Source organism: Streptomyces sp. NBC_01016 (assembly GCF_026341035.1).
Classification (GTDB): domain Bacteria; phylum Actinomycetota; class Actinomycetes; order Streptomycetales; family Streptomycetaceae; genus Streptomyces.
This window is the reverse complement of the sequence record NZ_JAPEOQ010000001.1, coordinates 1889403-1912864: the sequence shown is the minus strand read 5'-3', so window position 1 is coordinate 1912864 and position 23462 is coordinate 1889403. Positions and strand designations below refer to the sequence as shown.

The following is a 23462-nucleotide window of genomic DNA, read 5'->3' as shown; positions in this document are numbered from 1 at the left end:
CCCTGTTACCGATGGGTACTCATATCCGGTTCGCGGCGGGTGCACCCTTTTCCGATGCCGCGTCCGGTATCGGCAAGGGCCGCTTCTCGATGGCCGCTGCCATGACGTCGGGGAACAGGTCCGGGGTGCAGGCGAAGGCCGGCGCGCCCAATCCCGCGAGCGCCGCCGCGTGTTCCCGGTCGTAGGCGGGCGCACCCTCGTCGGAGAGCGCGAGCAGCGTCACGAACTGCACGCCGGACGCCTTCATCGCGGCGACCCGCTTCAACATCTCGTTGCGGATGCCTCCTTCGTAGAGGTCGGAGATGAGGACGACGACGGTCTCGGCGGGGCGGGTGATCTGCGACTGGCAGTACGCGAGCGCCCGGTTGATGTCCGTGCCGCCGCCGAGCTGGGTGCCGAACAGGACGTCGACCGGGTCGTCGAGCTGGTCCGTCAGGTCCACGACGGCCGTGTCGAAGACGACGAGCCGGGTCGTTATCGAGCGCATGGAGGCGAGCACCGCCCCGAAGACCGAGGCGTAGACGACGGATGCCGCCATCGAGCCCGACTGGTCGATGCAGAGGACGACCTCCTTCTTCACGGACTGCGCCGCACGCCCGTACCCGATCAGCCGCTCGGGCACGATCGTGCGGTACTCGGGCAGGTAGTGCTTGAGGTTGGCCGCGATCGTGCGGTTCCAGTCGATGTCGTGGTGGCGCGGCCGCTGGACGCGGGCGCTGCGGTCGAGGGCGCCGGTGAGGGTGGCGCGGGTGCGCGTCGCGAGCTTCTTCTCGAGGTCCTCGACGACCTTGCGCACGACGGCGCGGGCCGTCTCCTTCGTCGTCTCCGGCATCGCCTTGTTCAGCGAGAGCAGCGTGCCGACGAGATGCACGTCCGCGTCGACGGCCTCCAGCATCTCCGGTTCGAGCAGCATCGTGGACAGGCCGAGCCGGTCGATGGCGTCCCGCTGCATGACCTGGACGACGGAGGACGGGAAGTAGGTCCGGATGTCGCCGAGCCAGCGGGCCACGGCAGGAGCGGACGCCCCGAGCCCCGCGCTCCGGCTGCCCCCGCCCTGTTGCTTGCCGCCGCCCGAGCCGTACAGAGCGGCGAGGGCGCCGTCCATCGCGGCGTCCTGCCCCTCGAGCCCGCAACCTGTGCCGTCCGCGTCCGCCCCGCCGAGCACGAGGCGCCACCGGCGCAAGCGCTCGTCCGTGTTGGTGTTGGTGTTGGTCTCAGTGCCGGTCATGCCACCGCCCCCTCAGGGCCGTTGTCGCCCTCGTCGTTTCCGCCACTGCCGCCATCACCGGTACCCGCACCCGCACCGAGCAGGAGGCGCAGCACCGGCAGCACCGCGTCCGCCCGCTCCGTGTCCAGGTCCTCTCCGAAGCCGCGCGGTCCACCGGTGACCGGGGACTGCCCGCCCTCGGAGGGCCCGCGCCGGACCAGCTCGCCCAAGGTCCGCCGCACACCCGGCTCGTACGCCGAGAACGTGCGGCGCAGCAACGGCAGTACGTCGGTGAACGCGTCGTCCGACACCCGCGTCAACCACGCGTCGACCAGGGCCAGGAGCCGCTCGTCGTGCACCAGGAGCAGCCCGCCGCCCGAACCGCCGCCGACGAAGCCCTCGATCCACGCCGCCGCGTCGGCCGGCGCGGTGCCGGGCGAGAGAGCGAGGCTCATCAGCCGGGCCGCGTCCTCCTCGTCGAGCACGCCCTCGTCGAGCAGAACCCGCGCGCACCGCCCCCGGATCACCCCGGCCACGCCGTCCCGCTCCGCGAGCACGCGCAGCACGGTCCGCCAGCGCTCGCGCACGCCGCTGTCCTCCAGGAGCGCGACGGCCGAGTGCACCGCGTCGACATGACCGCGCATCTCCTCGGCCGCCTCCGTGTCGAGCCCCGCGCACGCCGGGGGCAGGCCGACGAAGACCCGCTCGGCGAGGCCCGCCGCCACGTCGGCGAGGGCTTCGGTGTCGGTGCCGCGCACGTCGCCGTAGCGCAGGGCGCGGACCAGGGCGGGCAGGGCGCCGGCGAGGTGACCGACGTCCGTGTCGAGGGCGGCGCGGTCGGCGAGGATCCGCATCACCGTCGGCAGCGCGTCCGCGAGCCCCGCGAGCAGGCAGACCTCGGCGAGCGCCGTGACGTCGGAGAGCGCCCGCGCGGCGACCGCGTCCGTCTCCGCCTTGACGGTCGCGGCGGCGAGCAAGGTCGTCCCCCACACCCCCGCCTCCGCGACCCGCACGGACAGCTCCGGCTCCCAGCGCAGCCGCCACGACTCGCGAAAGGTGCCGGTGGAGCCGCGAGCCGATCTCGCCGGCTCTCCCCAGGCCACGCCCAGGAGCCGCAGCCGGTGCAGCAGGCGGCTGCGCGCGGCGTCGGTGTCACCCCGTAGATCGAGGTCCAACTCCTTCTCCGCGGCGGCCGGTTTGAGCCGCAGGGAACGCTGCTGCCGCGTGAGATCGCGCTGCAACGGCACCGCGGGCGCCGCCTCGGGCACCTCCCCCAGCACGTCGCCGACCACCAGCTTGTCGTGGATGAGCGCCAGCGGTACGTCTGAGCCCTCACACAGCACGGCCCGCACCGCGTCGGTGGTCTCCGTGAGCCCCGCGAGCGGCCGCCCGCGCATCACGGCGAGGGTCTCCGCGAGTCGTACGGCCTCGATGACATGGGCGGAGGACACGATGCGGTCCTCATCGCGCAGCAGCCCGGCGACCTTCGTCAGCCAGCGCTCCACGGGCCGGTCGGGCGCGCTGAACAGGTGCCCGTACCAGCCGGGCGAGTCGATCCCCGCCCCGTATCCGCTGACGCGGGCCAGGCGCCGGTGCGTCCACGGCACCCACGTCATGTCGACCTTCGCCTTCGGCAGCCCCTTGAGCAGGGCGCGGTCGGCCGCGACGGTCGTCCGCTGCCGCAGCGCGGGCACGTGCCACGCCCCGCACACGACGGCCACGTCGTCCGCGAACTCACGCTGGGCCGCGCGCACTTGGAGTCGCATGTACGCCTCGCGCACCAGATCGCGCTCGTGTCCGCCGTCCCCGCACGTCTCCCGCAGCGCGCCCATCGCCTCGCCGAGCGCGGCGAAGGCGTCGCCGTCCCGGTGCTCGACGACGTCCTCCCACCAGCGCTCCGCGTCGTCGTACCCGGCGGTCTCGGCGAGGACCCGCAGGGGGTCCACGCGCACGGAGTCCCCCTCGTCCTCCGCCGCCTCCTCCCTCTTGTCGTCCTCCGACCGCATCGCCAGGCTGTGCGCGGCCGGGAGGTCGATGAAGCGCACCGGCACGTCGCGCTCCAACGCCCAGCGGATCGCGACCCATTCGGGCGAGAACTCGGCGAACGGCCAGAACGCGGACCGCCCCGGCTCGTCCCCGACGTGCGCGAGCAGCGCGACCGGCGGCCGCATGCCGGCCTCGGCGGCGAGCGGCACGAGACCGTCGGCCTCCGGTGGCCCTTCGATCAGGACGATCCGCGGTTGCGCTGCGTCGAGCGCGGAGCGCACTGCGCGCGCGGAGCCGGGCCCGTGGTGCCGCACGCCGAGCAGCGCGGGGCCCGTGGTCGGTGTCGTCATGCGCTCACCTCTCGGCAGGCCCGGTAGAAGTCCTTCCAGCCGTCGCGCTCGCGCACCACGGCCTCCAGGTACTCCTGCCAGACGACCCGGTCCGCCGCCGGATCACGCACGACGGCCCCGAGGATCCCGGCGGCCACGTCGGAGGGACGCAGCACGCCGTCCCCGAAGTGGGCGGACAGCGCGAGGCCGTTGGTGACGACGGAGATCGCCTCGGCGGTCGACAGCGTGCCGCTGGGGGACTTCACCTTCGTCCGCCCGTCGGCCGTCACACCGTCGCGCAGCTCGCGGAAGACGGTGACGACGCGGCGGATCTCGTCCATCCCGTCGGGCGCGCTGGGCAGTTCCAGTGCGCGGCCGACCTGGTCGACCCGCCGCGAGACGATGTCGACCTCGTCCTCCACGCTCGCGGGCAGCGGCAGCACGACCGTGTTGAACCGGCGCCGCAGCGCGCTCGACAGATCGTTGACCCCGCGGTCCCGGTCGTTGGCCGTGGCGATGAGGTTGAAGCCGCGCACGGCCTGCACCTCCTGCCCCAACTCCGGTATCGGCAAGGTCTTCTCGGACAGGATCGTGATCAGTGTGTCCTGCACATCGGCCGGGATACGCGTCAGCTCCTCGACGCGCGCGGTCATCCCCTCCGCCATCGCCCGCATGACCGGGCTCGGCACGAGGGCGTCCCTGCTCGGCCCGTTGGCCAGCAGCTGCGCGTAGTTCCAGCCGTAGCGGATGGCCTCCTCCGGCGTCCCCGCCGTGCCCTGCACCAGCAGCGTCGAATCCCCGCTCACGGCGGCGGCGAGATGCTCGGACACCCAGGTCTTGGCGGTGCCGGGCACGCCGAGCAGGAGCAGCGCCCGGTCGGTCGCCAGCGTCGTCACGGCGACCTCGACGATGCGGCGCGGACCCACGTATTTCGGCGAGATCACCGTGCCGTCGGGCAGCGTGCCACCGAGCAGATAGGTCGCGACGGCCCACGGCGACATGCGCCAGCGGGCCGGCCGCGGCCGGTCGTCCTGCGCGGCGAGCGCCGCGAGTTCCTCCGCGAACGCGTCCTCGGCGTGCGCCCGCAGCACCTCGTCCGCGACCTGGCCCCCGCCCTGACTCCCGGCCCCGGTCCCGGGCTGGCTCCCGGCCTTGCTCTCGATCTGGTTCTCGGTCTGGCTCTCGACGGAAATGGTCATGGCTGTCCCCCTCCAACTCGCCCAACTCGAATCCGCACGACGAGCCCTCGACCGCTCTCGTCGCGTGATGGATTCCACGGTGCACCACGCCACTGACAATCGACCTCGGCCACGCAATCACCGCAGGTCGGAGCCGTTGGCGGACGGATTGTCAGTGGCGGGATCTAACGTCGAGGACATGAATCAGCTGGGGGTGCGCTGGACGACGGATCAGGTGCTCGCACTGGCGCCTGACGCCGCGTCACGCAAGGCGGGAAGCAAGCTCGGGGGGCCGGGCCCGTGGTCGGGGACCGGGAGTTCCGCGGGCGTGGGGAATTCGGACGAGGGGGCGGTATGGGGACTGTGCAAGGGGAGCGGCAGCAAGCCGTACCAGACGATCGTGGACATCGACGGTGGCACCGCGGGGTCGAACGGGCCGGGGTACAAGTGCAGTTGCCCGAGCCGCAAGTTCCCGTGCAAGCACGCGCTCGGGCTCTTGCTGCTCTGGGCGGGCGGCGATGCGCAGGTGCCGGCCGACCAGTCGCCGCCGGAGTGGGCCGAGCCATGGCTGGCGGGGCGGCAGAGGCGGGCCGAGTCCCAGCAGACCGATGCGTCGGCGGCCGGCTCTGGCGGCGCCGCGGCGGATCCGGATGCGGCCCGGCGCAGAGCCGAGCGCCGCGCCCAGCGGATCACGGCGGGCGCGACAGAGCTGGAGCAGCGCCTCGCCGACCTGCTGCGCGGCGGCCTCGCACAGGCTGAGCAGTCGGGTTACGGGCTGTGGGAGGAGACGGCCGCGCGCATGGTCGACGCGCAGGCGCCCGGACTTGCCGCGCGCGTAAGAGAGTTGGGGGCGATCCCGGCGTCCGGGCCCGGTTGGCCGGTGCGGCTGCTCGAGGCGTGCGCGCTGCTCCACCTCCTCGACCAGGGCTGGTTGCGCCGCGACGCCCTGCCCGACGACCTGGCGGCGACGGTCCGATCGCGCGTGGGCCTGCCGGCTTCGGACAGAGAGCCACCGGTGCGCGACCGCTGGCTCATCCTCGCCCAGTACGACACGGCGGACGGCCACCTCACCACGCGCCGGGCATGGCTGCACGGCACGCAGAGCGCGCGCACCGTACTGCTCCTCTCCTACGGGGCGGCCGGCCGCGCACCGGCGCTCGCCCTGCCGACCGGGCGCACGCTCGACGCCGCGGTGTCGGCGTATCCGGGAGCAGGGGCCCTCCGGGCAGAGCTGGGCGAGCAGTTCGCCCCGGCCGAGTCGGACGGCATACGTCCCAAGGGAGTTGACGTCACCACCGGCCTCGCCGCCTACGGAACGGCGCTCGCGGCCGACCCCTGGCTGGAGTCCTGGCCGGTGACGCTCGCGGAGGTGATACCGACGCGGGACCCGGCCGGGCACTGGCAACTGGCGGACAGCGAAGGCAAGTCGGGGCTCCCCCTCACCGCGCACGCGGCGGCGTCCCCCGGCCTGTGGCGCCTGGTCGCCGTCTCGGGAGGCGCTCCGGTGACGGTGTTCGGCGAATGCGGACCGGCCGGTTTCCGCCCGCTGGCCACATGGGCGGAGGAAGCCGGGGAGGTCATATCGCTGTGCTGACCAATCCAAGGACCACCACCACGCCGAAACACCGTTGTCGGTGAAGAGGACCGCACCACGGAGAGGACCCACGATGACCACCACCGCCACCTGGGACGACCTCGTCAGCGCCGCCCTGCTCGGAACCGAACGGCGCTCGGACCGCCCGCCGCTCGCCCTCCTCGACGAGGCCGCCATGCACACCGTGCGCCGCCGGGCCGGTCTGCGTCCCGCCGCGGCGACCGCGCCGCCGGACCGCGCCGAGGACGACCCGCGTCCCCCGCTGCCGACCGCAGCGCGGCAGCGGCTCGCGCTCCTGCTCACCGACCGCTCCAGTGGCACGGGGTCGCGCCGCGGCACCGCCCCCGACCTCCTCGAACTGCTCCCGCAGTGGCTGGCCACGGCCAACGCGCACGGGTACGCGCCCCCGCACGAGCTGCTGCCCGCACTGCTCGACGCGGCGCGTGGCCGCACCGACCTGCGCCCACCGGCCCTCACGTTCGCGGGGCCGCGCGCCCGGTGGCTGGCCCGGCTCAACCCGGACTGGAAGTTCGCGCTGCGCGCCACGCCGGGCATCGGAGCCGTGCTGCCTGCACCGGAGGAGAGCGAGCAGGTTCATCTGCGGTGGGAGGAGGGCCTGTTCGCGGAGCGGGTGGCACTCCTCGCCTCTGTTCGGGCGCACGACCCGGCTGCGGCCCGGGCGCTCCTGGCCGGGACATGGGGCACGGAGCGCGCCGAGGACCGCCTGATGTTCCTCGACTCGCTGCGTACGGGGCTGGGCGACGCGGACGAGCCGTTCCTCGAGCAGGCGCTGACCGACCGCAGCAAGAACGTGCGGGCGACGGCGGCCGAGCTGCTCTCCGCGCTCCCCCGCTCGGCGCTCGCCGCGCGGATGGCGGACCGGGCGCTGACCTGCGTGGCACTCGACCGTGCGGAGGGGGCGATCGTCGTGGAGGCGCCGCACGAGTGCGACGCGGGGATGGAGCGGGACGGCGTCGTGGCGAAGCCGCCGGCGGGGCGGGGTGAACGGGCGTGGTGGCTCGGGCAGTTGGTGGAGGCGGCGCCGCTCGGCCGGTGGCCGGACAGGTTCGGCGGCCGGGGCCCGGAGGAGATCGTGGCGCTGCCGGTCGCCGACGACTGGCGCGGGGAGCTGCACGCCGCGTGGTGCAGGGCGGCGGTCCGGCAGCGGGACATCGGCTGGTCGCGGGCGCTGCTCGGGGCGCCGACCGCGTCGGATGCGGCCGGGCCCGGGGCGGTGTCGCTCGCCGAGCGGGCGAAGCTGCTCGCGGCGCTGCCGGGGGCGGAACGGGCGGACTGGGTCGCGGAGTTCATCGCGGCGCACGGGCTGTCCGAGGCGTTCCAGTTGCTGGGGGTGTGCGGCACGCCGTGGGCGCGGCCGCTCGGGCGGTCCGTGGTCGATGCGTTGAACATCGCGCGGGACGCGGGGAGTTACCCGTGGAGCTTCAGCGGGGTGATGGGGCTCGCGGAGCGCTGCCTGGACCCCGAGGAAGTGGTGCGGCTCGACGGGCTCACGGCGGCGGTGGAGGAACCGGAGGGGTCGGCGCCCGGAGCCGGGGGGTACTGGACGGAGGCGTTCCAACGCCTCGCCGGCACGTTGCGGCTGCGCCGGGCGATGCGGGACGAACTGGCTCCGCCGTGATCCGGCCCCGGGGCCCGGCCCCGCGTCCCTGGTGCGCGGCACCGGGAGCGAGGCCACGGGGCTCCGCCCCGGGCCCCGCTGCTCAATCGCCGCAGGGGCTTAATTGGTCAGCCGCCGGACGGTTCCGGTTGGCGGACGTTGGACCGGACCCAGTCGACGATGGAGGCGGTCGTGGCGCCCGGGGTGAAGATCTCGGCAACGCCCTTCTCCTTCAGGGGCGCGATGTCCCCCTCAGGGATGATGCCGCCGCCGAAGACCTTGATGTCCGCGGCGTCGCGCTCGGCGAGGAGCTCGATGACGCGGGCGAAGAGCGTGTTGTGCGCGCCGGACAGGATGGAGAGACCGATCGCGTCGGCGTCCTCCTGGATGGCGGTGTCCACGACCTGCTCGGGCGTCTGGTGCAGGCCCGTGTAAATGACCTCCATACCGGCGTCGCGCAGCGCCCGCGCGATCACTTTGGCCCCGCGATCGTGGCCGTCGAGTCCCGGCTTCGCGACGACCACGCGGATCGGACCGGCTGCCACACCCATCACTGCCTCCCTGAAACGACTGCTCAAGCAAAAGTTGAAGCGATTGTTCAAAAGACTGATGCCCGAAGTGAACGAACGTTATCGACAGCATCCCGCAAGCCGCCGTTTCGCGGTGCGGACCGAGGGGGAAATCACACGTGGGACACATTCGCTGCGCGCCGCGACTGCCAGGCGGGACTTCACCGCCAGATCCGGGACAGGCGCGAGGGAGCCGCTTCGAGGTCGCCGCGCCACCGCGCCGACAGCCGCACGGCACGGTGGCACGGTGCTTCCGGCTGCCGTTCGGACCGATGAGTCGGCGCATCGGGCACGGCCGGCGCCGCGGGACCGCTTCGGCCGGCTCTCATGAGCGCACACGGGGGACAGAGGAGTCCTCCCGTGTGCCGACGGGAGGTTGACCGATGAAGGTCACGAGGACTTTGCCCTTTCGCCCCCTCTGCCACTTGCTGCCCACGAGACTGGCCGGTCTCTCGATCGCGCTCCTGAAGGCGACCGCCCTGGAGCTGGCGATCCTCGCGGGCCATCTGCTCCTCTATCCCTCGGGCATCCTCCCGGAACGAAGGCAGCAGCCCCTGGCGCTGCCCCGCCAGCCCTCGGCCTACGTCCCGATGGACATGGAAACCGTCACGGTGGAGGAGAGCCCTCCTATAGAACCGGCAGAGGCGAGCGCCCCGACAGCAGCGGACGCGCCGCGCCTGCCCTCCCGCGCCAAGCCCCCGGTCCTCCTCCTGCACGGATTCATCGACAACCGCTCCGTCTTCGTTCTGCTGCGCCGTTCCCTCGCGCAGCACGGCAGGCAGCACGTCGAATCGCTCAACTACTCCCCGCTCACCTGCGACATCCGGGCCGCGGCCGCGCTGCTCGCCCGGCACGTGGAGGAGGTGTGCGAGCGCTCGGGCCAGGACAGGGTCGACATCGTGGGGCACAGCCTGGGCGGTCTGATAGCCCGTTACTACGTGCAGTGCCTCGGCGGCGACACGCGCGTGCGCACGCTCGTCACCCTCGGAACCCCGCACGGCGGCACGCGGGTGGCGCCGCTCGCGGACGCGCACCCGATCGTCCGTCAGATGCGGCCCGGCTCGTCCGTCGTCGAGGAGTTGAAGCGGCCCGCGCCCGGCTGTCGTACGCGCTTCGTGAGCTTCTGGAGCGACCTCGACCAGTTGATGCTGCCCCTGGAGACCGCGTGCGTGGACCACGTGGACCTGCTCGCGCAGAACGTGCGGGTCACGGGCATCGGCCATCTCGCGCTGCCGGTGCACCCGGCCGTCGCGATCGGCATCCGTCAGGCCCTCGACGCGGAGCACGCGGAAGGAGCGCGCGCCGCGGACAAGGCCGGCGGTGGTCTGACGGTCGCCTGACCGCCCGCTCCGCGCTCACCGGCACCCGTAGAACCCGAGCGCGATCCGCACCCCGACCCGCACCGGACGCACGTAAAACCCGCGACATGTCGCGGGTTTCGTCGAACGGGTCTCGAACTCAGGGCCAAGGAACTGTCCACAGTCCACCCAAAGGCGGCTGATTGCCCGTTTCCCCTGGCCCGGAAACCCGACGAAGATTGTCGTGCCCTCATACCGACGGGTACAGTCACCGCACTGCTCTGGCAGCCCCTGTTGTCGAGGCGAAAGAGAAGTTGGTGAACGACCGCAATCCGTCGGGGACCGCGCCTTATGCGGCGTACGACGGTCACTCCGCGACCAGCTTCGCAAGCGATCCGCTCTTCGGCGACATGGCAGAGGACCCCTACGAACCCGGTTCCCACGCGACCGGCCAGTGGAACACGGCCCCCCAGCAGCAGTACGCCGACCCCTACGCCTCCGCGTACTACGACACCGGCACGTACGACGCCGGTTCCTTCGGTACCGGTTCCTACGACACGACCGGCGCCTGGGCGACCGGCGGGTACGAGCAGGTCGCCGACATCCCGGCGCAGCAGCCCCGGTCGATGGCCGAGCAGCACACCACGGGTCAGTGGGACACCTCGGCGTACGAGGCGCAGATGTACGCGGCTCAACACCCCGACACGCAGAGCTTCGAGGCCCCGTCCTTCGGGACGCAGACCTTCGACGGACAGACGCACACGCAGTCGTTCGACACGCAGTCCTTCGAGACCCAGTCCTTTGAGACCCAGTCCTTTGAGACGCAGTCCTTTGAGGCCCAGAGCTTCGAGACCCAGAGTTTCGAGTTCCAGGGGTACGAGGCCCAGCACTTCGAGGCCCAGGGCTTCGAGACGCAGAGCTTCAGCACGCACGACATGCTCGGCGCGCCCGACCCGCACGACACGCAGGGCTTCACCCACACCTTCGAAGCCCCGGTCTTCGGTACGACCGCTTATGACACGGGCGCGTACGACGCCACGCAGTGGAACGCCTCGGACGCCACCGGCACCGCAGAGCCCCAGCCCCAGCCCGAGCCCGAGCCCGAAGCGATCGCGGAGTCGGCCCCCGAAGCGGACCATGCGCACGGGCCCGCCCTCGACCTCGACTCCGCTCCCGAGCCCGCCCCCGCGACCCCGAAGCCTACGACACGCAGGGCCGGGAAGAACGTCTCCCGTGGCCGCGCCGGCCGCCGTCGTCCGGTCAAGCGGTCCGCGCTCGTCACCGTCGTCGTGCCGTCGGTCTGTGTGGTCGGCGTCGCCGGGATCGCCGCGGCGAGTGTCGGCGGCAGCGGGGACGACGGCAAGGAGACGCAGGCCGCGGCCGCTACGGACGCGCAGGCCGTGAAGCCGGCCGTCGCCAACAACAAGCTGGACTCGCAGCTGAAGGATCTCTCCGCCGACGCGGGCGACTTCGCCGACCGGGCGAGCCGCACGCAGGAGCGGATCGACCTCAAGGCGAAGCAGGAGGCGGCGCGCAAGGAGGCCGCCGAGGAGGCCGCGCGCAAGGAGGCGGCGCGGCCCAAGTTCGTGCTGCCGGTGAAGCAGCACGGGCTGAGCGCCTTCTTCGGGCAGGCCGGCGTCAACTGGATGTCCCAGCACTCCGGCATCGACTTCCCCGTCTCGTACGGGACTCCGGTGATGGCCGCGACGGACGGCACCGTGAAGACGCAGTGGAACAGCGCGTACGGGAACATGGCCATAGTCACCGCCAAGGACGGCACGGAGACCTGGTACTGCCACCTGTCCTCGCACACCGTGATGAACGGTCCGGTGAAGGCCGGTGACGTGATCGCGCGGTCCGGGAACTCGGGCAACTCGACCGGCCCGCACCTGCACTTCGAGGTGCGGCCCGGCGGCAGCGCGGCGATCGACCCGCTGCCGTGGCTGCGCAGCCACGGCCTCAACCCGAACTGAGCCGCCCCCCGTAGAGAGCGGCCGCAGCGCGACTACAGCTTCTCGACCGGCGCGTACCGCAGCAGCAGACGCTTCGGCTTCGGGTCGCCGAAGTCGATCGACGCCTCCGACTTGTCGCCCGTGCCCGACACGCCCACCACCGTGCCGAGCCCGAACTGGTCGTGCGTGACGCGGTCGCCGACGGAGAGGGCCACCACCGGCTTGTCGCCCGCGCGGCGCGTGGCGAAGGCCGGCGTCGAACCCGTGCGGGAGCGCGAGGACGACAGGGACGCCGCGATGCCGCCACCGATGCTCTTGGTCGAGGCCGCAGGCGTGGACGGTCCTGTGCGCTTCCAGTCCAGGTGCGCGGCCGGGATCTCCTCCAGGAACCGGGAGGGTGGGTTGTACGAGGGCTGGCCCCAGGCGCTGCGCATGGAGGAGCGCGTCAGATAGAGGCGCTGTCGCGCGCGCGTGATGCCCACGTACGCGAGCCGCCGCTCCTCCTCCAGCTCCTTGGCCTGGCCGAGGGAGCGCATGTGCGGGAAGACGCCGTCCTCCAGGCCGGTGAGGAAGACGACCGGGAACTCCAGGCCCTTGGCGGTGTGCAGGGTCATCAGCGTGATGACGCCGCTGCCGTCGTCGTCCTCGTCGGGGATCTGGTCGGAGTCGGCGACGAGCGCGACGCGCTCCAGGAAGTCGGAGAGTCCCCCGCCGCCCGTCTCGGACTCGCCCTCCGCCGTGTCCTCGCCCGCGGCGGACTCCTGCTCGAACTCCAGGGCCACGGCGGCGAGTTCCTGGAGGTTCTCGATGCGGGTCTCGTCCTGCGGGTCGGTGGAGGCCTGCAACTCGGCGAGATACCCGGTGCGTTCGAGGATCGCCTCCAGGACCGTCGCCGGGCCCGCGCCCGACTCCACGATCGTGCGGAGGTCCTCCATCAGCGTGTTGAACCGCTTCACGGCGTTCGTCGAGCGGGCCGCCATCCCGTACGCCTCGTCGACGCGGCGCAGCGCCTGCGGGAAGGAGATCTTCTCGCGCTGGGAGAGCGCGTCGATCATCGCTTCGGCGCGGTCGCCGATGCCGCGCTTGGGCACGTTGAGGATGCGGCGCAGCGGCACCGAGTCCTCGGGGTTGGACAGGACGCGCAGATAGGCCAGGACGTCCCTGACCTCCTTGCGCTCGTAGAAGCGGACGCCGCCGACGACCTTGTAGGGCAGGCCGGTGCGGATGAAGATCTCTTCGAAGACACGGGACTGCGCGTTCGTCCGGTAGAAGATCGCCACGTCGCCCGCCAGCGCGTCGCCCGCGTCGGTGAGCCGGTCGATCTCGTCGGCGATGAACTGGGCCTCGTCGTGCTCGGTGTCCGCGACGTAGCCGGTGATCTGGGCGCCGGGCCCCTCGTTGGTCCACAGGTTCTTGGGGCGGCGCGACTCGTTGCGCTCGATGACCGCGTTCGCCGCGCTGAGGATCGTCTGCGTGGAGCGGTAGTTCTGCTCCAGGAGGATCGTCTTCGCGTTGGGGTAGTCGTCCTCGAAGTCGAGGATGTTACGGATCGTGGCGCCGCGGAACGCGTAGATCGACTGGTCCGCGTCACCCACGACGCACAGCTCGGCCGGGTCCGCGTCCTCGCCCTCGGTGGGGCCGACCAGCTCGCGGACCAGCGCGTACTGCGCGTGGTTCGTGTCCTGGTACTCGTCGACCATGACGTGGCGGAAACGGCGGCGGTAGTGCTCGGCGACGTCCGGGAACGCGCGCAGCATGTTCACCGTCGTCATGATCAGGTCGTCGAAGTCCAGCGCGTTCGCCTCGCGCAGGCGCGCCTGGTACATCGCGTAGGCCTGGGCGAGGGTCTTCTCGAAGCCGTCGGCCGCGGTCGCCGCGAAGTCCTCCTCGTCGATCAGCTCGTTCTTGAGATTGCTGATCTTGGCGCTGAAGGACTTCGGCGGGAACTTCTTCGGGTCCAGGTCGAGGTCGCGGCAGACGAGCGCCATGAGCCGCTTGCTGTCGGCGGCGTCGTAGATCGAGAAGGAGGACGTGAAGCCCAGCTTCTTGCTCTCCCGGCGCAGGATGCGGACGCAGGCGCTGTGGAACGTGGAGACCCACATGGCATTGGCGCGCGGGCCCACCAGGTCCTCGACGCGCTCCTTCATCTCGCCCGCGGCCTTGTTCGTGAACGTGATCGCGAGGATCTGGCCGGGGTGCACTCCGCGCTCGGCGAGCAGGTACGCGATGCGGTGCGTGAGGACGCGGGTCTTGCCGGATCCGGCGCCCGCGACGATGAGCAGCGGGGTGCCGCCGTGCGTGACGGCCGCCTGCTGGTTCTCGTTCAGCCCCTCCAGGAGGGTGGCCGCGCTCAGGACCGGGCGCGGGGCGCCGTCCCGGTAGTGCGTGTCCCTGTCTTCGGGCGCGCCGAGCCTCCCGCCGAACAGGTCGTCCGGCATCGGCTCCGGTGCCCCGTCGTCGTACTCGGGGTCCGGAGGCGGCGGCGGGGGCTCCTCCGCACCGTTCTTCTGGAGGCCGGTCAGGAAGCTGTCGTCAAAGAGGCTGCTCATCGCTCTCCGAGTCTAGGCCGCCCCACTGACAACCCGTGGCTGCCTTCGGAACTCCAAGGGCCCTCCTCGGAAATCCACGGGGCCCTCCTCGAAACTCCAAGGGCTCTCCTGGGAACTCCAAGGGCCCTCCAGAGGGCAGATCACGAAAATGTATCGGGCATATCGAACATCAACCTTCACAGCAGCCACACGAGTTGGCTACGGTGCAGCCGGGCAGCCCGTCCCCCCGCCCGCGGATGTCGCGGCGAACGGGCAGCCCCCGCTGAGTTCCGTACGCCGTAAGGCAGGGAACCGGGGACCCAACCGACCTTGGGGTGAATCGGTCAGCCGACCGTAGGGCAGCCTTCCGCGTACCACGCCCGAACCCGACAGCTAACCCGGTAGGCGGAGGACGGAAGGAGTCGCCTGCCTTGGCGTCGCACCGCAAGCCCCGCAGCCGTTCCCGGATCACCGGCGGCCTTCGCACGACCCCCGCGGTCGGCATCACCACCGCCGCCCTCACCTCCGTGGCACTGCTCTCGCAGACGGCACAGGCCGCGCCCGCGCAGCCGTCGTCCAAGCCGCGCCTCGAAGAGGTCCAGCAGAAGGTCGACACCCTGTACCGGCAGGCCGAGGTCGCCACCCAGAAGTACAACGGGGTGAAGGAGCGGACCGACTCCAAGAAGCAGCAGGTCGACAAGCTCCTCGACGATGTCGCCCAGCGCACCGACGACATGAACACGGCCCGCCAGAAGCTCGGCAGATACGCCGCCGAGCAGTACCGCTCGGGCGCGGTCAGCGACACCGCGACCATGTTCCTCGCGGACGACCCGGAGGACTACTTCTCGCAGCGCCAGCTGATGAGCCGGCTCACCGACGAGCAGAAGAAGTCGGTCGACGACTATCAGGCGCAGGCGCGCGAGACCGCGAAGAAGCGCACCGAGGCGCAGTCGAGCCTCCAGGACCTCACCGAGTCGCAGACCGAGCTGAGGTCGACGAAGGAGACCGTCCAGACGAAGCTCTCCGACGCGCGGGGGCTGCTGGCCGAGCTGACCGCCAAGGAGAAGGCGCGGCTCGCGGCGATCCAGAAGGCCAAGGAGGAAGCGGCCCGCAAGAAGGCGGCCGAGCTGGCCGCCAAGCAGAAGGCCGCGGAGGCGAAGCGGAAGGCGGCCGAGGAGGCCGCGCAGAAGGAGCAGGAGTCGTCCGGCTCCTCGGGCTCGGGTTCCTCGGGCTCCTCCGGCTCCGGTTCCTCTTCCTCGGACGCCTCGTACGCCACGAAGGCCGCGCAGGCGCTCGCGTTCGCCAAGTCGCAGGAGGGCAAGCCGTACGTGTGGGGCGCCACGGGCCCGGACTCGTACGACTGCTCGGGCCTGACGCAGGCGGCGTGGAAGTCCGCGGGGATCTCGCTGCCCCGGACGACCTGGGACCAGGTCGAGGTCGGCAAGACGGTGCCGCTCTCCGACATCCAACCCGGTGACCTGGTGTTCTTCTACGACGACATCAGCCACGTGGGCCTCTACATGGGCGACGGCATGATGGTCCACGCGCCGAAGCCGGGCGCGGTCGTGCGCGAGGAGTCGATCTACTACGACGGCACGTCGTCGATCCACAGCGTGGTGCGACCGGCCTGACCCCACGCGGAAGGGCCCGGCAGGTGCGACCTGCCGGGCCCTTCTGTACGTCTTGGTACGCGCTTGTACGTCTTGGTACGCGCTCGCTCAGGTCCAGAGCACCGCGATGAAGATGTTGACGACAGTGAGCGCGCCGACGGTGATGAAGAGGCCCTTCTCCGCCTTCTCCTCGTCCCGCTTCACGTAGACGATGCCGAGGATCACGATCAGGAGCGCGAGCTTCACGCCGATCTTGATGTTGTTCACGGTGCTGCCGTCGGCCTGGTTGAGGCCGACCAGGGCGACGCCGGTCACCAGCATGGTCAGGGCGCCGTGCAGCATCGCCTTGTTGAAGCGGGCCGCGCCCTCCTTCATCGCCGACATCTGCGTGAGGAAGCCGCCGAGCAGCGAGGCGATGCCGATGATGTGCAGGCCGACGAAGAGGTGGATGAGTACGTCCATGGCTCGGAGCCTAACCGGACGCCCATGGCCCACTACGGGCACCCCTTTGCCACTCTGTTATCACTCTCCGCCACCATCCGTAACAAACAGGCCAGTTGCGAACAATCCGACACCAACCCGTTACGCAGAGGTTTAGCGTCCTTCCTCAGGTGACCGGCTCCCCACCGCCGCCCGGGCCAGGGGCGGCAGTCGGACACCCCGCCGAGAAAGGTCCGGCGGCGGCCCGCTCCCCTGTGCGGGCCGCCGCCGGACGCGCGACCGGGGGCCGTGCGATGCGTACGGCGCCCAGAGGAGGACCTTGTGCCGGCAGCTCATCGAAAGCCCCGACCGCGTTCGCTCCGCGGTGGGGGCACGGCCCGCACCGCGGCCACGCTCGCCCTCGCTTCCGCGGCCACCGTCACCGCCCTCGACGGCGGGGCGGCGCACGCGGAACCCGAGCTCGGCCCCGCACAGGTGCGGGCCAAGGTCGACAAGCTGTACCAGGAGGCGGAGGTCGCCACCCAGAAGTACAACGGGGCGAAGGAGAAGGCGGACGGGGCGCGGAAGAAGGTGGACGCCCTCCAGGACGAGGCGTCCCGGCGCACCGAATCGCTCAACTCCCAGCGGGAGAAGCTGGGTTCGGTCGCGGCCTCCCAGTACCGCACGGGAGGCGTGGACCCGTCGGTCCAGCTGCTCCTCTCCTCCTCCCCCGACGCCTACCTCGACAAGGCGTCCCTCACGGAGCGCGTCGGCGCGCGGCAGGCCGCCGCGGTCACCCGCGTACAGGGCGAACTCCGCGAGATCGACCAGCTGCGCGGCGACGCCGACGGCACGCTCTCCGAACTCCGTGCCAAGAAGGCCGAGTTGGAGGACAACAAGAAGAAGGTGAAGCGAAAACTCGCGGAGGCCCGGCGCCTCCTCGACCGCCTCACCCCTGAGGAGCGCACCGCCACCCCCGCGACGAGCGAGCGCTCCTCCCGCTCGGCGGAACGCGCCGACCTCTCCCAGGCGCCCAACTCCCGCGCCAAGGAGGCGATCTCCTTCGCGTACGGCGCGCTGGGCAGCCCCTACGTATGGGGCGCCACAGGGCCCTCCTCCTTCGACTGCTCGGGCCTGACGATGGCCGCGTACAAGGCGGCCGGGGTCTCACTCCCCCGCACGACGTACTCCCAGATCGACGCGGGCCCGCGCGTACCGAAGTCCCAACTCCAGCCGGGCGACCTGGTCTTCTTCTACTCCTCGATCAGCCACGTGGGCCTCTACATCGGAGGCGGCAAGATGATCCACGCCCCGAACCCGAGCGCACCGGTACGGGTGGCCCCGATCGACGAGATGCCGTTCGCGGGGGCGACGCGGGTGGCGTGACGCCGCACCGGTCACACGGGCTTCTCCCACACCGACACGTGCTGCCGGCTCTCGCCCGTGAAGGGCTCCCGGGTCCACCCGTCCCACCGCTCGCGCAGCCGCAGCCCGGCGATCCGCGCCATGAGGTCGAGCTCGGCGGGCCAGACGTAGCGGAAGGGGATGGTCCAGTAGGACCCCTTCCCGGTCCCGGGATCCACCTCCACATAGTTCGAGCTCATGGCTTGCGTGGCGACGTCGTAGCGGTCGAAGGCCCACCGGTTCTCGCTCACCTCGAACGGCACGGCCTCCTGCCCGTACGGCAGCAGCCGCAGGTCCGGCACGCTGGTCTCGATGACGAAGCAGCCGCCGGGCGCGAGGTGCGCGGCGGCGTTGCGGAAGCAGTCGACCTGCGCGTCCTGCGAGGTCAGATTCATGACGGTGTTGAAGACGAGGTACGCGAGGGTGAAGTCCGGGCGCCCCGCGCGGGCGGTGGCGAAGTCCCCGATCGTGACCGGGACGCCCTCCCCACCGGGCTTGGCCCGCAGCCGCTCGACCATCGCCTTCGACAGGTCGATCCCGTGCACGTCGACGCCGCGCGCGGCGAGCGGAAGGGCCACGCGCCCCGTACCGACGGCGAACTCCAACGCGGGCCCTGCACCAGCGAGTTCGGCGAGGAAGTCGACGGTCGGGTCGAGGGCTTCAGGGGTGAACATCCGGGCGGAGGACCGGTCGTAGTCCGCCGCGATGTGTTCGTCGAAGTAGCCGTCGGGGTCGTCCGTCATCACTCCGCCCTCCCCGTGACCGCAACCGTCACGCCAAGGCCCACCATCGCGAGGCCGCCCGTGCCGCCGACCGCCGCGAGACGGCGTGGGGAGCGGGCGAACCAGGTGCGGGCCGTGGACGCGGCGAGGCCCCAGAGGCTGTCGGAGGCGATCGCGATCACGTTGAACACCAGGCCCAGAAGCAGCATTTGGAGCACCGTGTGCCCCGCCTCCCGGTCGACGAACTGGGGCAGCACCGCCGCGAAGAAGACGATCGTCTTGGGGTTGGCGACGCCCACCGCGAAGCCCTCCCAGAGGGTGCGCAGGGTACTGCCGCGGCCCGCCTCGCCCCGCTCCTCCTCGAACACCGCACGCAGCGAACGCCGTTGACGTATCGCCTTGATGCCCAGGTAGATCAGATACGCAGCGCCCACCAGCTTCAGCGTCATGAAGATCGCCACCGAGCGCTCGACGAGCGAGCCGATACCGAGGGCGACGGCGATCACGAGGACGTACGCCCCAAGGGTGTTGCCCGCGACCGTCGTCAGCGCGGCGCGGCGGCCCTGGGCGAGGGCGCGGCCGACGACGAAGATCACGCTCGGGCCCGGGACGACGATCAGCAGCAGGGACATCGCCGCGAAGGCGAGGAGGCGGTCGGCGGACATCATGGGGTCCATGGAGCCACAAACCCCGCGCGGGCTCCACCCGTTAATTCACGCCAGGACGTCAGACCAGCCGTCGCGCCGTCGCCCACCGCGTCAGCTCGTGCCGGTTCGAGAGCTGGAGCTTGCGCAGCACCGCAGAGACGTGCGACTCGACCGTCTTGACGGAGATGAAGAGCTGCTTGGCGATCTCCTTGTACGCGTAGCCGCGCGCGATGAGGCGCAGGACCTCGCGCTCGCGCTGGGTGAGGCGGTCGAGGTCCTCGTCCACCGGCGGCGCGTCCGTCGAAGCGAAGGCGTCGAGGACGAAACCGGCGAGGCGTGGCGAGAACACCGCGTCGCCCTCCTGGACGCGGAAGATGGAGTTCACGAGGTCCGTGCCGGTGATCGTCTTCGTGACGTAGCCGCGGGCGCCGCCCCGGATCACGCCGATCACGTCCTCCGCCGCGTCCGAGACCGACAGCGCCAGGAAGCGCACCGGGTTCTCCGCGTCCCCCATCATCTGGGCGCTGCGGCGCAGCACTTCGACGCCTCCGCCGCCCGGGAGGTGCACGTCGAGGAGCACCACCTCGGGCCTTGTCGCCGTGATCACCGTGATCGCCTGGTCGACGTCGGCGGCCTCGCCGACCACCTCGACGCCCGTCTCCTCGGTGCGGCCGATCTCCGCCTGGACGCCGGTGCGGAACATCCGGTGGTCGTCGACCAGGACCACTCGTACTCGTCGCGTCTGAGCTGCCTCGTCGGTCATGACGTCCCTTCCGCCCTCTTCATGGTCAGTTCGACCTCGGTGCCGCCGTCCGGTACCGCCCGCAGCCGGGCCGTCCCGCCGTTGCGTTCCATCCGGCCGATGATGGATTCTCTTACGCCCATGCGGTCGGGCGGGATGGAGTCGAGGTCGAAGCCGGGTCCCCGGTCACGTACGGAGACGAAGACCTCTTCCCCGTCGACGTCGCCCTCGACCTCCGCGTACACCTGGACCGCGCCGCCCACGCCACCGTACTTGGCGGCGTTCACCATCGCTTCCCTCGCGGCCTGCATCTGTGCCGACAACTGCTCGTCGAGCAGGGTGTCGCCCACCACCACGACCTCCAGCGGGACCCCGTGCTTGTCCTCGACCTCGGCCGCGTTGCGCTTCACCGCCTCCGCCACGGTCTCCGGCTCCTGCGGGTTCTCCGCGGCGGCCGGTTTGTAGAGCCACGCCCGCAGGTCGCGTTCCTGGGCGCGGGCGAGGCGGCGCACCTCGGCCGGGCTGTCCGCGTTGCGCTGGATCAGGGTGAGCGTGTGCAGGACCGAGTCGTGCACATGGGCCGCGACCTCCGCCCGCTCCTGCGCGCGGATGCGCATCAGGCGTTCCTCGGAGAGGTCCTGCGTCATCCGGATCAGGTAGGGGCCGGCAAGAAGCGCGATGCCCACGATGACGGCGAGCGCCGCCTGGAGGATCGGGCCGATGTGCTCGGTGGCGCCCTGCGTGACGAAGACGCCGGTGACGCCCACGCCGACGAGCAGCACGCCGGAGGCCGCGCGGGCCAGGCTCAGCGTGCGCTTGCGGCGGCCGACCTCCATCCAGCGGGCCCTGCGCGCATTGTCGGCCTGCCGCCAGACGAGGGCGACGCCCGCGGCGACGAGCACGGTGGGGATCAGATACGCCTTGGTGTTGCCGGTCAGGTTCACGTTCTCCACGAAGATCATCGCTACGACGACCATCAGGAGCAGGGCGAGGATCTGGCCCTTGTCCGGCTTGCGCGTCACCAGCCGGCGGCGGCCGTCGGGGGACGTCTCCGTACTGAGGACGGGCGGGCGGTCCGCGCCGACGCCGCCCACGCCGAGCGGCACGAAGAACCAGAACGCCGCGTACAGCAGCGCCCCGAGCCCGTCCGCCATGAACAGGCCGACGAAGACCAGGCGCACCCAGATCACCGGCAGCCCGAGATGCCCCGCGAGGCCCCGCGCGACTCCGCCCAGCCAGCGTCCGTCGCTGCTGCGGTAGAGCTTGCGCGGCGGCCGCGGGTCTCGGTCCTCGGCGAGGGGGGCGGTCGCTGCTTCCGGCATGCCACCGATCGTCACACGCGGGAGAGGGGCCGGGCATCAGGGTCGGCCCCGGATACTTCCCTGATCTTCGGGCCCGGGGTCGTGGCCGCGGGTGACGCCGAGGACTCAGGGACGATCTCAGGGTTCGGCCAGGGTTGTCCCGACTGCCGCGGACGGGCCTCGGCCGTCACGATGTACGTATGACGGAGCAGCCTCCTCAGGACACGGACACCGTGGCCCCCGAACCGCCCCCGGCCAGGTCACTGCGCGGATTCCGCAGGGACCGGCGGTACAAGACGCTGGGCGGGGTGTGCGCGGGGCTCGGCCGGCAGTGCGACATGGACCCGGTGATCTTCCGCATCGGCCTGTCGGTGCTCTCGGTGACCGGCGGCGTCGGGCTGATCTTCTACGGCTTCGCGTGGCTGTTCGCGCCGTACGACGACGAGGACGAGAACGAGTTCCGCAAGCTCCTCACGGGGCGGGTGGACGGCCCTGGGCTCGCCGCGATCGTCACCGCGCTCGTCGGCTGTGGGGTCTTCCTCTCCATGCTCAACAACGGAGGCGCGCTGACCTTTGCCGTCGTACTCGCCCTGTTGCTGGCCGGCGCCGGCTACTGGTCGCAGGCGCGGCGCGGCGCCGACCCGGACCCGGTGGCGGCCCAGGCCGTCGCGGACGCGCCGCCGGAGGCGCAGGCCCCGCCGGTCGCGCGCGGGCCTTCGTGGTGGCGCGACCCGATCGTGAAGGACGGTACGCACGACGGCGCCACCGGCTACCTGTGGGGGCCGCCCGGCGCCGATGAACGCCCGGCGGCCCGGTTCGGCTCCTGGCGCGGGCCCGTCGCCGCAGGGCCGGCCGCGCCACCGCAGCCCTCCGGACCGCGCGGCATCGGCGCGCTCACGTTCCTCGGGGCGCTGATCGCCGGCGCCGTCGGCACGGGCGTCACGTGGGACGAGCGCACGTTCAGCGCCAGCCTGCAGACCGGCCTCGCCTGCGCGCTCGCCGTGTTCGGCCTGGGCATCGCGGTGAGCGCCTTCCGCGGCCGCACCGGGGTCGGCTCGATCCTCCTCGCGCTGATCACGGCGGGCCTGCTCACGGCATCCGCCGCGCTGCCCGCGAACATCAGCACGGAGTGGGCGGAGCGGAACTGGAACCCGGCGAGCGCCACGGACCTGCGCCAGAGCTACGAACTGGGCTCGGGCGACGGCACGCTCGACCTGTCCGGTGTGGACCTCGCCGAGCACGCGACCGCGACCACCCACGTCGAGGTCGGCGCGGGTCGGGCGACGATCGTGCTGCCGCCGGACGCGGACGCGGAACTGCACCTCGAGGTCGGGGTCGGGGCCATCCGGCTCCCCGAGGACGTGTCGCGCGACGTGGACATCCGGCCGGGCCTCGACCGGAACATCACGATTCCGGCGCGGGGCGACGGAGCGAAGGACGCCGGCACCCTCAAGGTGCACGTCGAGGTCGGGCTCGGACAGGTGGAGGTGGACCGTGCGAAGTGAATTCCATCCGGGCCGGCTGGTCGCGGGCCTGGTCCTGATGACGACGGCCGTCGTCTACTTCGGCGACGCGGGGGGCGCGTGGGACACGCCGTGGTTCGCCGGGATCCCGCTGGTGTGCGGGGGCCTTTGCCTGGCGGCGGTCGTCGGAATGGTTCGGCGGATGACGGGGTTGCGCTCCCGGGGCTCCGCCCCGGACCCCGCGGGCTCTCGTTCGACAACGGGGCTCAATAAGTAGCGCCCCGCGGCCGCGCCGCCATCCGCCTCAATACCCGGACGACCTGAGCCTGCGCCCCCGCCACCAGGAATCCACCGACCACACCGCCGCCCCCGCCAAAACCAAAGGCAGCCACGCCATCAGATACGCCAAGTCGTTCCCGAGGTAATACGGCTCCGTCGCCCAACTCACCGTCAACCACAGGCTCAGCGAGATCAACGCCCCACCGACCGCCGCGAGCCGCGTAAGAATACCGAGCAGCGCCCCGACCCCGACCGCCAATTCGCCGAAGGCAATCGCGTAGCCGAACCCCGACGGCGACTTCAGCGCGAGGTCGACCAGCGCCGGGATCGCGGACGTGTCCCGCACGCCCCGCATCTGGTCACCGATCGAGCCGCCCCCGCTGGCCTTGAAGAACGCGCTGTCGGTGAGCTTGTCGAAGGCGGCGTAGATGAACGTGACGCCGAGGAAGATCCGCAACGGCACGAGCGCGTACCTCTGCGCCGCGTCGCGCCGTCCTCCGGACGGTGGGCCGTAGTTCGTGGTCAGGTCGGATCGCATGCCGTGCGCCATAGCCGCTCCGCCGCCTCTCGGGCCTGGTGTCTTTACCTGACCATACGTACGAGAGCACGCCCGGG

The 23462-nt window shown here is 71.6% G+C and carries 19 protein-coding genes and 1 riboswitch; of the genes, 8 read left to right on the top strand and 11 right to left on the bottom strand.

Features of this window, described 5'->3' with window-relative positions:
• Positions 1–19 precede the first annotated feature (19 nt).
• The 3 genes from OG746_RS09070 to OG746_RS09060 are packed head-to-tail and all read right to left on the bottom strand — an operon-like array spanning position 20 to position 4721.
• A complete protein-coding gene (locus tag OG746_RS09070; protein ID WP_266713242.1) occupies positions 20–1228 on the bottom strand; it encodes a VWA domain-containing protein in 1209 nt (402 codons plus the stop codon).
• Positions 1225–3543 (bottom strand): DUF5682 family protein, encoded by a 2319-nt coding sequence (locus OG746_RS09065; RefSeq protein ID WP_266713240.1) that lies wholly within the window; start codon positions 3541–3543, stop codon positions 1225–1227. Before OG746_RS09065 ends, OG746_RS09070 begins: the two co-directional genes overlap by 4 nt.
• Positions 3540–4721 (bottom strand): ATP-binding protein, encoded by a 1182-nt coding sequence (locus OG746_RS09060; RefSeq protein WP_266713238.1) that lies wholly within the window; start codon positions 4719–4721, stop codon positions 3540–3542. Before OG746_RS09060 ends, OG746_RS09065 begins: the two co-directional genes overlap by 4 nt.
• A 178-nt stretch (positions 4722–4899) precedes the next feature.
• On the opposite strand from OG746_RS09060, the gene OG746_RS09055 reads away from it, so the two are divergent.
• Both OG746_RS09055 and OG746_RS09050 read left to right on the top strand, forming a co-directional pair.
• The gene (locus OG746_RS09055) at positions 4900–6294 is read left to right on the top strand and encodes an SWIM zinc finger family protein (RefSeq protein ID WP_266713236.1); all 1395 of its coding nucleotides are present in this window, start codon (positions 4900–4902) and stop codon (positions 6292–6294) included.
• 73 nt (positions 6295–6367) lie between these two features.
• Positions 6368–7933 (top strand): DUF5691 domain-containing protein, encoded by a 1566-nt coding sequence (locus OG746_RS09050; protein WP_266713234.1) that lies wholly within the window; start codon positions 6368–6370, stop codon positions 7931–7933.
• A 107-nt stretch (positions 7934–8040) separates the two neighbouring features.
• Here OG746_RS09050 and icmB read toward each other — a convergent pair whose 3' ends face one another.
• The gene (gene icmB / locus OG746_RS09045) at positions 8041–8463 is read right to left on the bottom strand and encodes a coenzyme B12-dependent isobutyryl CoA mutase small subunit (RefSeq protein ID WP_266713232.1); all 423 of its coding nucleotides are present in this window, start codon (positions 8461–8463) and stop codon (positions 8041–8043) included.
• Between the two features lie 401 nt (positions 8464–8864).
• Here icmB and OG746_RS09040 point away from each other — a divergent pair, with 401 nt between their 5' ends.
• Together OG746_RS09040 and OG746_RS09035 are read left to right on the top strand one after the other, a co-directional pair.
• Positions 8865–9821, top strand: a complete 957-nt coding sequence (locus tag OG746_RS09040; protein ID WP_266713230.1) for a lipase family alpha/beta hydrolase — start codon at positions 8865–8867, stop codon at positions 9819–9821.
• A 275-nt stretch (positions 9822–10096) separates the two neighbouring features.
• Entirely contained in the window at positions 10097–11752 is a 1656-nt protein-coding gene (locus tag OG746_RS09035; RefSeq protein WP_266713228.1) for a M23 family metallopeptidase, read from the top strand.
• Positions 11753–11784: 32 nt separating this feature from the next.
• Here the strand turns inward: OG746_RS09035 and pcrA are convergent, their stop codons facing one another.
• Positions 11785–14280 (bottom strand): DNA helicase PcrA, encoded by a 2496-nt coding sequence (gene pcrA, locus OG746_RS09030; protein ID WP_266713226.1) that lies wholly within the window; start codon positions 14278–14280, stop codon positions 11785–11787.
• A 250-nt stretch (positions 14281–14530) separates the two neighbouring features.
• Positions 14531–14682, top strand: a riboswitch (cyclic di-AMP (ydaO/yuaA leader).
• Positions 14683–14690: 8 nt separating this feature from the next.
• Between pcrA and OG746_RS09025 the strand changes: the two genes are divergently transcribed.
• A complete protein-coding gene (locus tag OG746_RS09025) occupies positions 14691–15890 on the top strand; it encodes a C40 family peptidase (protein WP_266713224.1) in 1200 nt (399 codons plus the stop codon).
• 87 nt (positions 15891–15977) lie between these two features.
• Here the strand turns inward: OG746_RS09025 and OG746_RS09020 are convergent, their stop codons facing one another.
• The gene (locus OG746_RS09020) at positions 15978–16331 is read right to left on the bottom strand and encodes a hypothetical protein (RefSeq protein WP_266713222.1); all 354 of its coding nucleotides are present in this window, start codon (positions 16329–16331) and stop codon (positions 15978–15980) included.
• 300 nt (positions 16332–16631) lie between these two features.
• On the opposite strand from OG746_RS09020, the gene OG746_RS09015 reads away from it, so the two are divergent.
• Positions 16632–17675 carry a C40 family peptidase gene (locus tag OG746_RS09015; protein ID WP_266713220.1) on the top strand — a complete coding sequence of 348 codons (1044 nt, stop codon included), beginning with the start codon at positions 16632–16634 and terminating at the stop codon, positions 17673–17675.
• An 11-nt stretch (positions 17676–17686) separates the two neighbouring features.
• On the opposite strand, the gene OG746_RS09010 is transcribed toward OG746_RS09015, so the two are convergent.
• Genes OG746_RS09010 through OG746_RS08995 form a run of 4 tightly spaced genes read right to left on the bottom strand, consistent with a single transcriptional unit; the run spans position 17687 to position 21126 of the window.
• Positions 17687–18436, bottom strand: coding sequence for a class I SAM-dependent DNA methyltransferase (locus OG746_RS09010; protein ID WP_266713218.1), 750 nt, complete (start codon positions 18434–18436; stop codon positions 17687–17689).
• Positions 18436–19083: a LysE family translocator gene (locus tag OG746_RS09005; protein ID WP_266718797.1), complete on the bottom strand. Its 648-nt coding sequence runs from the start codon at positions 19081–19083 to the stop codon at positions 18436–18438. The genes OG746_RS09010 and OG746_RS09005 overlap by 1 nt, the downstream gene beginning before the upstream one ends.
• Positions 19084–19141: 58 nt before the next feature.
• Positions 19142–19825: a LuxR C-terminal-related transcriptional regulator gene (locus OG746_RS09000; RefSeq protein WP_266713216.1), complete on the bottom strand. Its 684-nt coding sequence runs from the start codon at positions 19823–19825 to the stop codon at positions 19142–19144.
• Positions 19822–21126 carry an ATP-binding protein gene (locus OG746_RS08995; protein WP_266713214.1) on the bottom strand — a complete coding sequence of 435 codons (1305 nt, stop codon included), beginning with the start codon at positions 21124–21126 and terminating at the stop codon, positions 19822–19824. Before OG746_RS08995 ends, OG746_RS09000 begins: the two co-directional genes overlap by 4 nt.
• A 179-nt stretch (positions 21127–21305) precedes the next feature.
• Between OG746_RS08995 and OG746_RS08990 the strand changes: the two genes are divergently transcribed.
• Both OG746_RS08990 and OG746_RS08985 read left to right on the top strand, forming a co-directional pair.
• On the top strand, positions 21306–22610 hold the full coding sequence (locus OG746_RS08990) for a PspC domain-containing protein (RefSeq protein ID WP_266713212.1): 1305 nt from the start codon (positions 21306–21308) through the stop codon (positions 22608–22610).
• The gene (locus OG746_RS08985) at positions 22600–22845 is read left to right on the top strand and encodes a hypothetical protein (protein ID WP_371591001.1); all 246 of its coding nucleotides are present in this window, start codon (positions 22600–22602) and stop codon (positions 22843–22845) included. The genes OG746_RS08990 and OG746_RS08985 overlap by 11 nt, the downstream gene beginning before the upstream one ends.
• A gap of 27 nt (positions 22846–22872) precedes the next feature.
• Here OG746_RS08985 and OG746_RS08980 read toward each other — a convergent pair whose 3' ends face one another.
• The gene (locus OG746_RS08980) at positions 22873–23397 is read right to left on the bottom strand and encodes a DoxX family protein (protein ID WP_266713210.1); all 525 of its coding nucleotides are present in this window, start codon (positions 23395–23397) and stop codon (positions 22873–22875) included.
• Between the last annotated feature and the right edge of the window lie 65 nt (positions 23398–23462).